Annotated in this window: 11 protein-coding genes and 1 pseudogene; 7 read left to right on the top strand and 5 right to left on the bottom strand. The window is 44.1% G+C overall.

Annotated features, from left to right (window positions below):
• Positions 1-35: 35 nt before the first annotated feature.
• The 3 genes and pseudogenes from AK966_RS07890 (at position 36) to cutA (ending at position 2,316) form a co-directional block, all read left to right on the top strand.
• Complete coding sequence (locus AK966_RS07890) at positions 36-1,742, top strand: SgrR family transcriptional regulator (RefSeq protein ID WP_119463900.1); 1,707 nt, start codon at positions 36-38, stop codon at positions 1,740-1,742.
• Positions 1,726-1,975, top strand: a pseudogene (locus AK966_RS20125) (hypothetical protein). The gene AK966_RS07890 and the pseudogene AK966_RS20125 overlap by 17 nt, the downstream one beginning before the upstream one ends.
• Before the next feature lie 8 nt (positions 1,976-1,983).
• Positions 1,984-2,316 carry a divalent-cation tolerance protein CutA gene (gene cutA, locus AK966_RS07880; RefSeq protein WP_099077734.1) on the top strand — a complete coding sequence of 111 codons (333 nt, stop codon included), beginning with the start codon at positions 1,984-1,986 and terminating at the stop codon, positions 2,314-2,316.
• Here the strand turns inward: cutA and AK966_RS07875 are convergent.
• Positions 2,278-2,874, bottom strand: coding sequence for a DUF2238 domain-containing protein (locus tag AK966_RS07875; RefSeq protein WP_099077735.1), 597 nt, complete (start codon positions 2,872-2,874; stop codon positions 2,278-2,280). The two genes, cutA and AK966_RS07875, sit on opposite strands and share 39 nt — an antisense overlap.
• A 221-nt stretch (positions 2,875-3,095) precedes the next feature.
• Between AK966_RS07875 and AK966_RS07870 the strand changes: the two genes are divergently transcribed.
• A complete protein-coding gene (locus AK966_RS07870; RefSeq protein WP_119463898.1) occupies positions 3,096-3,935 on the top strand; it encodes an isopenicillin N synthase family oxygenase in 840 nt (279 codons plus the stop codon).
• A 100-nt stretch (positions 3,936-4,035) separates the two neighbouring features.
• Entirely contained in the window at positions 4,036-4,656 is a 621-nt protein-coding gene (locus tag AK966_RS07865) for a DNA-J related domain-containing protein (RefSeq protein ID WP_119463982.1), read from the top strand.
• A gap of 65 nt (positions 4,657-4,721) precedes the next feature.
• Here AK966_RS07865 and AK966_RS07860 read toward each other — a convergent pair whose 3' ends face one another.
• The 4 genes from AK966_RS07860 to AK966_RS07845 all read right to left on the bottom strand — a co-directional run bounded on the left by AK966_RS07860 (position 4,722) and on the right by AK966_RS07845 (position 10,442).
• Positions 4,722-6,377: an ABC-ATPase domain-containing protein gene (locus tag AK966_RS07860; protein WP_119463897.1), complete on the bottom strand. Its 1,656-nt coding sequence runs from the start codon at positions 6,375-6,377 to the stop codon at positions 4,722-4,724.
• Between the two features lie 72 nt (positions 6,378-6,449).
• Complete coding sequence (locus AK966_RS07855) at positions 6,450-8,360, bottom strand: EAL domain-containing protein (protein ID WP_119463896.1); 1,911 nt, start codon at positions 8,358-8,360, stop codon at positions 6,450-6,452.
• Positions 8,361-8,557: 197 nt separating this feature from the next.
• A complete protein-coding gene (gene fabV / locus AK966_RS07850) occupies positions 8,558-9,757 on the bottom strand; it encodes an enoyl-ACP reductase FabV (RefSeq protein ID WP_119463895.1) in 1,200 nt (399 codons plus the stop codon).
• Positions 9,758-9,839: 82 nt separating this feature from the next.
• Positions 9,840-10,442: an arylesterase gene (locus AK966_RS07845; RefSeq protein ID WP_099077740.1), complete on the bottom strand. Its 603-nt coding sequence runs from the start codon at positions 10,440-10,442 to the stop codon at positions 9,840-9,842.
• On the opposite strand from AK966_RS07845, the gene AK966_RS07840 reads away from it, so the two are divergent.
• Both AK966_RS07840 and AK966_RS07835 read left to right on the top strand, forming a co-directional pair.
• The gene (locus tag AK966_RS07840; protein ID WP_119463894.1) at positions 10,441-11,142 is read left to right on the top strand and encodes an ABC transporter ATP-binding protein; all 702 of its coding nucleotides are present in this window, start codon (positions 10,441-10,443) and stop codon (positions 11,140-11,142) included. The genes AK966_RS07845 and AK966_RS07840 overlap by 2 nt on opposite strands.
• A complete protein-coding gene (locus AK966_RS07835) occupies positions 11,133-13,589 on the top strand; it encodes an ABC transporter permease (RefSeq protein WP_099077742.1) in 2,457 nt (818 codons plus the stop codon). Before AK966_RS07840 ends, AK966_RS07835 begins: the two co-directional genes overlap by 10 nt.
• Positions 13,590-13,738 lie beyond the last annotated feature (149 nt).

Raw genomic sequence — 13,738 nt, 5'->3', positions numbered from 1 at the left:
TTGGTTTATCGTTCAGAAAACTAAATTTCCTCTTTATGAGTAGCCCACGTTTACGTGTTCAATTCGAAACACTTTTTGAAAAATTTTCTGGTAATGATACAGAAGTTCAACTCGAAGATATAACCGAAGCGTTATTCTGTACCCGCCGAAATGCCCGAATCGTTCTAAATAAACTGGAAGAAGAGGGGTGGATTGAGTGGCACCCTGCTGCCGGTCGAGGTAAGTTATCCAAGCTTGTCTTTAAACGTAATCGTAGTGATGTAAGCGAGAACCTTGCTCGTCGTTATCTGGATGAGGGCAAGATTGGTCAAGCATTAGAAGCACTAGATAATGACGCTGGTAAACTGACTCAGGTTATCCAAGGTTATCTTGGTTTGCGACACAGTCAAGGTGAACAAGTCGTGCGTCTGCCTTATTATCGTCCGCTTGCGATGCTCAACCCACAAAAGCCAATGCGTCGCTCTGAACAGCACATCGCACGCCAAGTCTTTAGCGGGTTAACCAAATTGGATGATAACGAGCAACTTCAGCCAGATTTAGCTCATACCTGGGAAGCGCTTTCTGATACCCATTGGCGTTTTTATTTACGTCGAGGGGTACGTTTTCATAATGGTGAATTGCTCACTACGGATTGCGTCATTGAGAGTCTCTCAGCGCTCGGCAGTTTAAATCTGTTCTCACACATCGAAAAAGTGCTCACTCCAGAGCCTTGGACGATTGATATTCACCTTGTACGCCCTGATAAATACCTGCCATTAGCATTGAGTGAGTCACAAGCAAAAGTGTTGTTGCCAACAGCGCTGCGTTCAGAAGAATTTGATAGAAAACCCATTGGCACAGGGCCGTTTTTAGTCAAAGTGAACGACGATAAACGCTTAATTCTTACTGCCTTTGATGGTTATTTTGGCTTTCGTCCGTTACTGGATCAAGTGGAAGTCTGGGTGATCGATGAAGCCTATTCATCTATGGTCTATCCGAGCTTATCTAAGCCACAGATGGATAAGCAAGCATCCAGCGATGAGGTAGAACTGGATCCTGGTTGTACATTTTTATTGCTAAATAAAAATACAGGGATCGCAAAAGATCCTCGCTGGGCAGAGTTTTTAAGCCAGGCGTTAAACAGTTATCAAGTTTACTCACTCGTTCCTCAAGATAAAGTCATTGAGTTAGGGGTGCTGCAAGCATTCGGATTAAAGCCGGGCTGGATAGACCTTAGGCCGGTGAGTGCTGGGGATGCGCCACAACGCGAGAAGTGCATTTGTGTGGCATACCAAAAGAAACACCCAATGTTTCCTGTCATTGCAAAGGCCATTAAGACTTTACTCAAACCTCATGGTGTTGATGTGGCGTTTATTCGTTACGATACCCAACCGCCATCCCCAGAAGATGTCGATATTTGGATCAAAGCCATGGGAATTGCGACCAATCGTAATGACGCATTGGCAGGATGGCTATTAGACTATAGTGATATTGACAAATTTAGTGCTGAATACGATTTTTCTTGTTGGTCGACGCTGGTGGATCAATGGCGTGCCGGAAAACACAGCGATTTTCCTGCACGTGAGTTAGGCAAGCAATTGGTGAAGAGCTGTCAAGTTATACCCATGTTCCATTGTTGGCTTGGTGTGAACAAGGACCACAGTGGCGCACTACAAAATGCCAAGTGCAATGCGCTAGGTTGGTTTGATTTCAGTAATGTGTGGGTGAAGCCCGAAATAGAGTACGATGGCAAAACCGAATAACAAACAGCCGACGAGAACGGTCGAGGTATACTGTGCCAAATGTAAAACGCAGCTTTTTAAGTACCGAAAAGGGGGCAAAGGCGCTGGTTAAATGCTTCAAAGAACGCATTGTTGAAGATTGCACCCAAGAGCCTTGCATTTGCCCGAGTTGTGGACAAGAGTTTGCACGAGATACGTTAGTGAGAGGAACCCCTGCCTATAAAATGATAGGTGGCAAGGTTACGATGAAATAGAGTCCGAAATGAGCGAACAACACGAATACTGCATGGTCTTGAGTACCGCGGGTACTCAGCAGAACCGAGATGAAATCATCAAAGGCTTACTAGACGAACAGCTTGCGGCTTGCATTCAAACGATGCCGATTGAAAGCCACTACGTGTGGAAAGAGCAGATCTGTAGCGATAACGAATGGCTATTGATTATTAAAACCCGAAAAGATTTGTATGCGTTAGTCGAAGACAAAATAAAAGACCTACACGAATATGAAGTCGCTCAAATCGTGCAGGTCCCATTTGTAGAAGGTTTTAACCCGTATCTAGAATGGCTTCGCCAGTCGACGCTGAGTTGTCAGTAGAAACAGCGACAATATCGCCCCTATGGTGTCACACAACATGTCTTTCTGGGCATCCCAAATATCGTCTTGCGCTCCCAGAAAGGCAATCCCTTCATCTCCGCCTACAAGCTCCGCATACCACCATTCAATAATCTCATAACCTGCTGCCAGCGACATGATCGCGAACAGTGCAAACCAACACGCTAGACTTGCACTCACTTTCTTCTTATTAATTAAGTATTCGGCAATAGGGTATGCATACAGACCAATAGAAAAGTGTGCGACACGGTCGAAGTTATTACGCTCAGAGCCAATCAGGTTGTTAAACCAATCAAACGGAACCTCGGCAAAGGTGTATTTTGCGCCAATGGTATGAAGGCAAAGCCAGATGAACATCAGCACGTAGGCGGTATGACTGAAATGATAACGGATAGATAACACCCAAATCGCGATTAGAATGCCAATGGCAGGAACAATCTCAGCAAACCAAACCGCGCGTGAACTTGGCTCTAGCGCAGAGTATAGAAACACGATAGCGTAGATGATCGTTAAACCTAATAAAGTCGAAGTACTTCCCATAGAAACATTGATCCTTCAATTGAATGCTGCGGTTATGATTACACTTAATTGTACAGTGTGAATTGTTTCTTTTATCGATGTGATGCTCACTTTTTATGTTGATACATTGGTAAACTGCGCAACAATAAAGCGCTTGCGTGTAAACATTTCATTAAAGTTTGATTTACAACATGGCCATCCATAGAATTTACGGCTCAGTCTAACAATAAAGAAGTAAAGTCATGAAACTGGAAACGGTCGATTATCTCGCTGACGATGCTGCTCAACAGTTCGTTACCTCATTGCGCGAAACGGGTTTTGGTGTTCTTAAGAACCACCCAATCCCACAAGAGCTGGTTGAGTCTATTTATAAAAACTGGTACGCGTTTTTTTGCTCAGAGCAAAAGAGCGATTTCTACTTCAATGTTGAAACACAAGATGGTTATTTTCCACCATCCGTTTCTGAAGTCGCGAAAGGTCACTCAGTAAAAGACATCAAAGAATACTTCCATGTGTACCCATGGGGACAAATGCCTGAACAGCTAAAAACGGAAATCATGGAATACTATGAGCGTGCCAATGCGTTTGCCCAAGAATTACTTGGTTGGGTAGAAGAATACGCACCAAAAGAGGTTCAAGAGAAGTTCTCAGTTGCGCTGTCTGAAATGGTCAATAACAGTGATAAAACGTTGCTACGTGTACTTCATTACCCACCAATGACGGGGAAAGAAGAACCAGGTGCAATTCGTGCAGCTGCGCATGAAGACATTAACTTACTGACGGTTCTTCCTGCTGCCAATGAGCCGGGCCTTCAAGTGATGAGCAAAGAAGGAGACTGGCTAGATGTACCTTGTGACTTTGGCAACTTGATCATCAATATCGGTGATATGTTACAAGAAGCATCCGGTGGCTATTTTCCATCGACCACTCACCGTGTGATCAACCCAACCGGTGAACGTCAGGAAAACTCACGTATCTCACTTCCGTTGTTTCTGCACCCGAAACCAGAGACGGTGCTTTCAGAACGCTATACAGCAGATAGCTATCTAATGGAACGCCTGAGAGAATTAGGCGTCATTTAACCTAACGTGTTCATACCGCCAAGGCCGATAGTTGATGACTATCGGCCTTTTTGTTTTTATGGTTAACTCGTTTTATACAAAACACATCGCACGAGGACACATGGACGAACGGAATGATGTTTGCCTGAGCCAACAGTATGAGTTGCAAAATCCACTACTGTGGCCGATTCTTGAAATTCTACGCAAACAACCATCTGGTTGGAAAGTGCATACCTTGGCGCATAAACTCAGTGAGCAAGGCTACATCACATCGCTGGACGAGTCGCCAGACATAGATCTTTTTAAACGAAATTTTCTGTTGATGAATGGGTTATACCAGCTTCAAGGCATTTTGCATCCTGATAGGTGGTTACAAGTCGAAGCGATGCATATTGTGTTGATGCGAGCCACTGAAGCCTCTCACCATGTTATTGATGAAAGGGATCCGCTACGCGATTACTATCTTGACTGGCGACACTATGAAGCAGAGCAAGGGGAAGTGCGTCGGTTGCTGAATGATTTTTGGCGTCGATACCAACGATTTATTGGTGGCGAGTCTGCTTCCGATATCGACCGTAGTAAAGCGCTGGGTTTGTTTGAACTTAACAAAGATGCGTCAACAGGTGATATTCGTAAACAATGGCGAAAGCTCGCACTGCGCTGGCATCCTGACCGACAAAATGGCGATGCAGAGCGTTTCAGAGTGTTGTGTGAAGCATGGAACGTGTTGAGAAATACTTAATGGATCGAGTGGAAAAAAGGCAGCCACTCTGGACTGCCTCTGTTCACTCTTCAATGCGACATCAATTAGTGTGATGGCTTAAATTGAGATTTACGCATACGGCTTAACGCAGCCATTACATCTAGTGTTCGTGGTTTCGCCAAGTCACCTTGTTTTGGCAAGCTTGCATGCCACTCACCAGCAAGCATTTCTTCGATCTCTTTCGCTGGGTTATTACACCAACCAGGAAGCTGTGCTAGCTGGAACCACAGCCAGCCAATCGCATTGACTTCATCTGCAGACTCTAACTGCTCAAGAGCACTCAAATCGGTAAACTCTTTACCGAATCGAAGAGAGTCTTTACCTTTTGCACTGACACGGAACTTACCATCAGTCAGGATGTTCATCAACGCTACACGATTCAGTGCTCGAGGGCGGAATGTTTGTAGGCTTTCCTCTGACTCGTTGTGACGTTGAGTAGGGTGCTGAGCAATCACCTGTTTCGCTTTTTCAGTCACGTCTACCGCTTGGTAGTCATGCATTTGAATCACAGTGTCTGCTACGTCAAGGTAATCACCTGAACCACCCATAACAATAATGGTAGAGATTTCTAGCTCATCACGTAGTTGACCAATACGATCAACCAGTGGTGTGATTGGTTCGTCGCCTTTGGCTACCAATGCCTGCATACGTTCGTCACGAATCATAAAGTTGGTTGCAGAGGTGTCTTCGTCAATCAGCAGCGAGCTTGCGCCAGCTTCGATTGATTCTTGTAACCATGCCGCTTGAGACGTGGAGCCTGAAGCATCCTGCGTAGAGAAATTGGCGGTATCTTTGCCCATTGGCAGGTGGTTAATGTAGTTTGAGAGATTTAAGTGGTGTACACAGCGACCATCTTCAGCACGGATCTTCATTGCATCACCGTCAGTGACGATGTACTCGCGACCATCTCCAGGGATGTGGTCGTAGATAGAACGCTCAATCGCATTTAATAGCGTGGATTTACCATGGAAACCGCCACCAACGATCAACGTAATGCCTTTTGGAATCCCCAAGCCAGTTACATAGCCTTTATTTGGCGCATGTAGCGTGACTTGCAAAGACTCTGGCGCTTTAAATTCTACCGCTTCTTTCATTGGTAGGTCACAGTTACCTGCAATGCGTGGAAGAATGCTGCCATTAGCAACGAATGCAACCAGGTTATTAACTTCAAGTTGCTCACGTAGCGCCGCTTGATCTTCTATTACTTGGCAGTGTTTGATCAGTGCTTCTTTATCTAGCTCACGTTCAATCGTTGCGCGGCGAATAAACTTAGGTAGGTGGAAGGTTAGAATGTTATTGGCTTTTTTCCCAAGAACAGAGCGGCCATCTGCTGGTAGGTTAACACGAAAACGAAGCTCTATGCCTTCTTCTGTAAAAAGCACAGATGTGTTATCTAAAACGGTTTGACCACTTAATGCGATAGACACCGAGTTTTCTTGCTTAGCGAATTGATTGAAGCTACGTGCAATGAAATCACGTGCTGCGCGTTGGAATGCAGGTGATTCGTCTTTCAGCCATTCAAGGCCAGTCAATGACCAAGCTCGTGTCGCACGCAGGCGAGAAGCAGAAGCGTATGGGTCACCTTGCACATAATCGATGTACAGGTTGAAATCATCAAAGTCGTATTGCCCCTTGATTTGCTGATAAGCGCGATAGTTCTGCTTTTCGATTTTTTTAAGCGTGGCAGTCAACTGATCCATTAAGATATTGGCCTTTTTATTGGAAGCGGGCGGCGATTATAGGAACCACCGCAAGCAGAGTAAAGAAAATGCTTAGGGAGAATAAGTATATTGACCACCTAATAGGTTTTGATTAAACAAACTTTGTTCGAATTCATTGCATGGCATAGGTTTCCCATAAAGATATCCTTGCCCAATGTCACACCCTTCCTTAATTAGAAATTGCTCTTGTTGCGTGGATTCTATTCCCTCAACTACAACTTGTAAGTCCAGCTTTTTAGCAATATGAATAATGGAACAGATAATGGCACGATCGTCATCGGAGTTGTCCATTTGGTGAACAAAACTCTTGTCGATTTTTATGGCATCAAAAGGGTATTTCTTCAAATAACTAAACGAGGCATAACCCGTACCAAAATCATCAAGCGACAGTGTCACTCCGATTTCATGCAGCTTATTCAATGTATTGCGAGCAATCATCTCATCCGCTATTAACGCACTTTCAGTCACCTCCAACTCTAGAAATTTTGCCGGAAGGTGAAATGTTTCTAACAGGTGTTCGATCTGCTCAGCGAAGTTTACATTTTGCAATTGTATCGGTGATATATTTACAGCCATTTTAAAGTTATCCACCAACTCGGACCATTGTTTTGCTTTATCGATAGCATTGCGTAATACAAATGATCCAACTTCGAATATTAACCCATTTTGTTCTGCCATATGGATCAATGCTTCGTTAGAAATGTCACCAAGAACAGGGTGACGCCAGCGGATCAATGCTTCTGCTCCAATCCATTTGTGAGTATGAGGAAGGACTTTAGGTTGAAAATACAGCATTAAATCGTCATTACGTACAGCTTGAAGAAGATAGCTTTCTAATTGGTTATGGTTATGTAACTCGTGGGTATGGTTTTCATTGAAATAACAGTAGGGCTCACCGGACTCTTTACACAGTAGCATTGCGTAGCAGGCGTTTTGTAGTAACTGTTTCGCACAACTCCATTCTTGTGTTTGTACAATGCCTATATACGAATGTAAGTGAACTTCAGTGTTATCTATATAGAAATTGCCGACACTGACATGGGTAATGTCGTCTAATAAATTTTGTACCTTGGATTCGATCTCCTCTCCCCAAATCAATATTACTAAATCATTAGAACTTGGACGTCCGGTAACAAAGTAGCTTGATTCGCTGTGACCGAGACGAAATCGGAACTCTTTAAGGACATCGTCAAATGCTTCAAAGCCATATTTAGTCTGAATAGTGCGCGCGTTACTAAAGCCAATGTTGATAATAACGAGGGATTGAGTGTTATTGCCAAAGGATTCGAGAGTTTCATCAAGTATGGCTTCCAACGCGGCTCGATTTAAAAAGCCAGTCCCTTGGTCGTGTGTCTTCTGGTAGTTGACCTGCCGTTCGGCGGCTTTTCTGCGGTCTATCTCTTTGGTTAACGAATAACTCATTTGAGCAAGGTCTGAGGTGCGATTTTCAACACGATTTTTTAACTCATTGTTTAGCCGCAATAATTTATGCTGCTGAAAAACTACGGCTAATTGAGCCTCTATCGAGTATTTAAACGTGTTGAGAAGTTGTCGGTAAGTGTCTGTATAGTGATTCTCTTTTGAGTCCAGCATGCAAATGGTTCCAAACGTTTCACCATTTGGCCAGTATAGAGGTAAGCCGCAGTAGGAAATCATACCGAGCTTAATGTCGGGGTTATTAAACCAGAACTTATCTGATACAGCATTTGTAACGATGAGTTCTTGTTTGTGTTCAATGACATATTCACAGTATAAACCGTGGCCTAGTTCCTCAGTATCTCCAACCGTATATGGATTATTTTTCGTTTCGCTACTTGTACTCACCTCGATGTGATTTTTATGAATTCGCATAATCAAACACGTAGGAACGTCCGCAATCGTGGCAATGAGATTGACGATATTTTGCCAACTTTTTTGCATCGATTCTGGGATTTTATAATCCAAAGTTTGAAATGTACCCATGTAGGTATCCTTTCCCGAAAATTCACTTCCAGTGAAAACAAAACACATTCTGAGTGATGAAAAAACTTAATATTTAACCGTTCATTTAGCTTAAGTATAGGGTGAGGTGGTTATGTGACAAAAAAAAGTCCTGAAAACCTTTCAGGACTCCTTAATGTTAGACATTTTCTCTTTGCTGAGACGGTGATTGTCTTCGACTATGGCTTAAGCGTTTTCAAGGATTTCAAAGATATTTCTTGCGAGTAATCAACGTTTTCAAAGTTGAACCCATTCAGTTTCATGAATTCGTCTTTAAATCCTTCGTAGTCACCGATTTGTTTAAAATTGCACTCGTTCATTTCATCAAGTAGGTGGCTTACTTCTAGTTGAACATCGCTAGCAAGTTCTAACTCATCGATTCGTATCAGACGTTCGCTGTCAACTGGGATTTTTTCTTGTCCATATAGTTTGGTGGTAAACAATCGCTGCATCTGTTCAATGCATCCTTCGTGGGTGCCTTTTTTCTTCATAACACGGTACAGAGCGAGTAGATAAGGGCTCAATGCAGGAATAAACACACTCGCTTTAGTTACCAATGCCTTACATACAGTGGCGTAGGCGCCACCATCAAAGTTAGCAAGCTTTAGATTCAACGCATGGCTTGTTTGGTGTAGGTCAACCTTTGCGCGGCCAAGTGTACCGTCTAGGTAGATAGGATGGGTCACTTCAGGCCCCATATAGGAGAAAGCAATCGTCTTACAACCTTGAGCAATGGATTCGGAGTTAATCAAGGTATCGATCCAGCTCTCCCAATCATCACCACCCATTACTTTAACAGTGGCCTCAGCTTCTTCTTCGGTTGCAGGTTCTAACGTTGACTCAACCCACTGGTCATTTTCTAAAATAATAGAAGCACCTGAAATCGACTCGCCAATTGGTTTGATAACGCTGCGCCAAAACGTGTCTGAATTTGGTTTTGGACGAACGCCGGTCGCCAAACTATAAATCACCAAATCGACTTCACCTTCAAAGTAGGTTTCAATCGCTTCAATGACTTGATTGCGAACTGAATCTGAGAATGCATCTCCGACGATATTTATTGCAGTGCGGCCGTGATGAATCGCTTCTTCTTTGAAGTAGATATTATTGTACCAACCAGCACTGCCAACCCCTTTGTCTGAGGGGCCACGTTCAAATGAAACACCGATAGTATCGGCTGCAGCACCCCCGAAGGTAAGGGCGATACGAGCGGCCAATCCGAAGCCTGAAGAAGCACCAATGATCAAAACACGCTTAGGGCCTTGTTTGATTTGTGGGGCTTGTTTTACGAAATTAATTTGCTCTTTAATAGCAGCGTGGCAACCATATGGATGCGCTGAACGAGCGACAACACCTTGAATTATTGGTTCTATTTGCATTTTTATTATCTGACCCTGGTGAGTGGAATAGGATGAGATTAACGTAAAATTAAGTAAAACTTATTGAGCTAGACCATTAAAATTAGAGATGTTTAATCAGTTCTTGCGCAACAAAATCAGCGATCCAGGGTTGTGCTTCCGATTTAGGGTGTAAACCATCTGGCATCATCCACTCTGGTTTTATGACAAGTTGCTCTAAGAAAAATGGCATTAATGTGATTTTCTGATGCTCAGCTAATGTAGGGTATATGTTATAAAACATCTCGCTGTAGCGCTTACCATAGTTAGGTGGGACACGAATTTGCATCATGATCACATTCGCACCGGAATCTTTGATCATCGTAATCATTTTCGACAGGTTTGACGTAATAAGTTTAGGAGGGAAGCCTCGAAGACCATCATTGGCTCCTAGCTCAATAAGGACGAGGTCTGGAGAGTGCTGTTCAAGGAGTTGAGGTAAACGCGCTAAGCCATTGCCGGTGGTATCTCCGGAGATACTGCCATTAACAACGGTTACATCTTGGCCATGTTCTAACAATGCATCTGGGAGTAAGCTAGGCCAACTCTCTTCAATCGACATTTGATAGCCAGCACTTAAGCTATCGCCTAATACAAGAAGTTTCTCGCTCGCTTGTGCTGTAGCGGAAAGAAAAAAAACGAGAACTAAGGAAAGTATACGAATCATGCAAACACCTGTACTCAAAGCGCCTATTGTTCAAGCGAATTTAGTTTCTAAACAAGTCTCTACTAATCAAGAACAATTAACAATCCTTAAAAATGTAAATGTTGGCATTAGAAAGGGAGAAAAGATTGCCATTGTAGGGACATCAGGAGCAGGTAAGTCAACGTTGATGACGTTGCTATCTGGCCTTGATACACCTTCGGAAGGTGAAATTACATTGCTCGGTCACCCACTGTCTAAACTGGATGACGAAGCGCGGGCAAAGATTCGTGCAGACTCTCTTGGCTTCGTGTTTCAGAGCTTTTTATTAATACCTAGTCTCAGCGCGCTGAGTAATGTCACTCTACCTTGTCTTTTACGTGGAGAGGCTGAAGATGACGCAAGAGCAAGACAATTGTTGAGTGCCGTTGGGTTAGAAAAGCGTCTTAACCATTTACCAAGTCAGCTTTCAGGTGGAGAACAACAACGTGTTGCACTCGCTCGGGCATTTATGACCCAGCCTGAACTTCTATTTGCCGACGAGCCGACTGGAAATTTAGATCATCAGACGGCAGAAAAAGTGATTGAATTGCTGTTTGAGCTTAATGAGCAGCATGGCACGACACTGATTCTCGTCACTCACGATAGCCATTTAGCAAGCCGTTGTGATCGTATTTATCGAATGGAAGCGGGTGAAATTAAGGAGGAAGTGGTATGTCCATAGTGTCATCGAGCGAATCCACATCCCCTAAGCGTGGGGGCCAAACAAAGTGCTCCCCCAATCAAAGCTTAATTCGTTGGAGTTGGGGCGAAATCCGTCAAGGAAATCTTTGGCCTATCATTATCGCATTGGTCTTGGTCATCGCTAGCATTTTTGCGCTTTCTGCACTGGCTGAACGTATGGAGCAAGTCATCGTTAAGCAGGGGAAGGATGCTCTCACGGCCGACGCCGTATTTGTGTCTGCCAATCCGATTCCAGCCCCCTTGTTAGAGTCTACTGCTGAACTAGAGCGTTCATTGATGATCCGCTTCGCGTCGATGGCATTTAGCGAAAGTGGTATGCAGCTAATTTCGGTTCGAGCAGTGGATGAAGCGTACCCACTGATGGGCGATTTGGTTCTAGGCAATGAAACTGCTGGGCACGTGAAACCACAGCAATTGTGGCTTGATGAACGAATTATGGCGCAATTGGAAGTAGACGTTGGTGACACTGTCACGATTGGCGATGCTGACTTTACAGTGTCAGGTGCGGTACTGATGGAACCAGGGCTCAGCTTTAATCCTTTCCAACAAATGCCTTCGGCTTATATTCACAAGAGTGATGTGGAAAAGACCGGAGCAATCCAAGTTGGTAGTCGAGTACAATATCGGCTGTTCTTAAAGGTTGACGACCCAACGTTGGCCCAATTGCAGGACAACATAGAACTGACTCCAAGTGATCGTTGGCGCACACAAGATACCGCCAGTCGCAGTAATGAAGTCTTTGAACGCACTATTCAGTACCTTTCATTGACCGTTGCGATTGTCATCATTATGGCGGCAACAACCTTGGTATTAACCTGTCAAAGTTACGTTAGCAGCCGTACTCAAACGATAGCGATGCTGAAAAGCCTCGGTGCAAGCCGGCGCTGGATAGAGAAATGGTTGTTCATTCAAGTCACGATATTATTGTTAAGTGGAAGTCTTACCGGCTTGTTGCTTGGCAGTGGCTTGGAGTTCTTGCTTAGAATTCCACTTAAAGATTTGCTGCCTAATCCGCTGCCAGGTTACGGTGTCACCCCGCTTTTGGTGGCGGTCGCCTCTGCGGTATTAATTACCGTGCCTGCACTTGGAATTCCTTTACTTGGATTGATAAAAACGCCTGCAATAGAAGTCCTTCAGCAGGGGGGGAGCCAACGTTCTTGGAAACGGATGCTTTTGATACTCGTCCCCTTAGTGCCGTTACTGTTGCTATATGCTAACAACACGTTAGTCTGGATAGTTCTTGGTGGAATTGCCGTGCTGTTTGTTGTTTTGGCTGCAGTGAGTGTCGCATTGACGAAATTATTTGCTGGAGTGTCTAATCACCCAGCACTAAACCTTGCGCTTAGTCGAATCAACCGTACTCCTGTGACGAGCGGTTTACAGTTTGGTGCGCTTGCGCTTTCGTTAATGTTATTGTCCATCATTTGGCTCGTTCGTAGCGATATTTTGGCCGACTGGTCGAGAACACTTCCTGCTGATGCGCCTAACGTGTTTGCACTGAACATTGGGGATTACGAGCTTGGTAGCTATTTGGAAACGTTAGACAAAAATAATGTAATACGTTCCCAAGCTTATCCAATCATTCGAGGCCGCTTGACTGAAATAAATGGCGATAACGTGAAAGAGATAGACTATGGAGGTCAAGGCTCTGACGCGATTCGTCGAGAGTTGAATCTAACTTGGGGTGATAAACTCCCAGAGTACAACGATGTGATTTCCGGTACGTGGACAAATCAAGCCAGTGTCTCTGTAGAAGCTGAGGTGGCCCAAGATTTAGGCATTGAACTCGGTGATCGCTTAACGTTTGTCATTAATAGCCAAACCTTTGAGGCGAAGGTTGATACGATCCGCCATGTAGAGTGGCGAGATATGAAGCCGAACTTCTATTTCATTTTCTCAAAGGACGTGATGGCGAGTTTACCTGGCTCATATCTCATCAGTTATCGTATTAATGAAGACAATCAAACCTTACTGACTTCTATGGCTCGATCTCATCCGACGGTGTCGATATTAGATATACGAACGATGGGGGAAAAAATTCAGGCCTTGATTCAACAAATTGTGTCTGCAATTACCATTTTAGCTTTATTAGGGGTGGCTGCAGGCCTCCTGCTCATCTTTACTTTATTGCATTTGAGCTTATCTCAGCGACAACAGGAGATTCGACTGTACCGAACATTGGGAGCAAGTAAGAAGCGTATCAATACAACGCTGTGGGTGGAATACGGTATCATGGCTTTAGTTGCAAGTGGCGTTGCTGTGATTGCAGCCGAAACCTGTGTGGCTGCAGTGATGCACTATGGCTTTGATCTTAATGCACAGATTCACCCTGAATTGTGGATAGCTTTGCCTTTGGCTACCTTCGTTGTATTGGCTCTGGTTGTTATGAGTTTAATAAAAAGATTGCTAACGCCGGTAAGCACTTAATTCATCGTCGGTTAGAAATTCAACAAGCACGTCACGACGTTTTTATTCCAGTTATCCACAAAAACAGTGGATAACTTTTGGGATAACTAAAATGGCTAAAATGGGGTGCGTTTCCGGAGGCTTTATTCCATGTGGCATGGCGCAAATTT

Source organism: Vibrio sp. PID23_8 (assembly GCF_003584965.1).
Lineage (GTDB): Bacteria > Pseudomonadota > Gammaproteobacteria > Enterobacterales > Vibrionaceae > Vibrio.
Note: the sequence above shows the minus strand (reverse complement) of the source record. Positions and strands in the feature narration are given on the sequence as shown.

Bases quoted from the DNA above. Each gene is read 5' to 3' on its own strand.
- AK966_RS07890 (WP_119463900.1), top strand. From the start codon at position 36: ATGAGTAGCCCACGTTTACGTGTTCAATTCGAAACACTTTTTGAAAAA.
- cutA (WP_099077734.1), top strand. From the start codon at position 1,984: ATGAGCGAACAACACGAATACTGCATGGTCTTGAGTACCGCGGGTACT.
- AK966_RS07875 (WP_099077735.1), bottom strand. From the start codon at position 2,874: ATGGGAAGTACTTCGACTTTATTAGGTTTAACGATCATCTACGCTATC.
- AK966_RS07870 (WP_119463898.1), top strand. From the start codon at position 3,096: ATGAAACTGGAAACGGTCGATTATCTCGCTGACGATGCTGCTCAACAG.
- AK966_RS07865 (WP_119463982.1), top strand. From the start codon at position 4,036: ATGGACGAACGGAATGATGTTTGCCTGAGCCAACAGTATGAGTTGCAA.
- AK966_RS07860 (WP_119463897.1), bottom strand. From the start codon at position 6,377: ATGGATCAGTTGACTGCCACGCTTAAAAAAATCGAAAAGCAGAACTAT.
- AK966_RS07855 (WP_119463896.1), bottom strand. From the start codon at position 8,360: ATGGGTACATTTCAAACTTTGGATTATAAAATCCCAGAATCGATGCAA.
- fabV (WP_119463895.1), bottom strand. From the start codon at position 9,757: ATGCAAATAGAACCAATAATTCAAGGTGTTGTCGCTCGTTCAGCGCAT.
- AK966_RS07840 (WP_119463894.1), top strand. From the start codon at position 10,441: ATGCAAACACCTGTACTCAAAGCGCCTATTGTTCAAGCGAATTTAGTT.
- AK966_RS07845 (WP_099077740.1), bottom strand. From the start codon at position 10,442: ATGATTCGTATACTTTCCTTAGTTCTCGTTTTTTTTCTTTCCGCTACA.
- AK966_RS07835 (WP_099077742.1), top strand. From the start codon at position 11,133: ATGTCCATAGTGTCATCGAGCGAATCCACATCCCCTAAGCGTGGGGGC.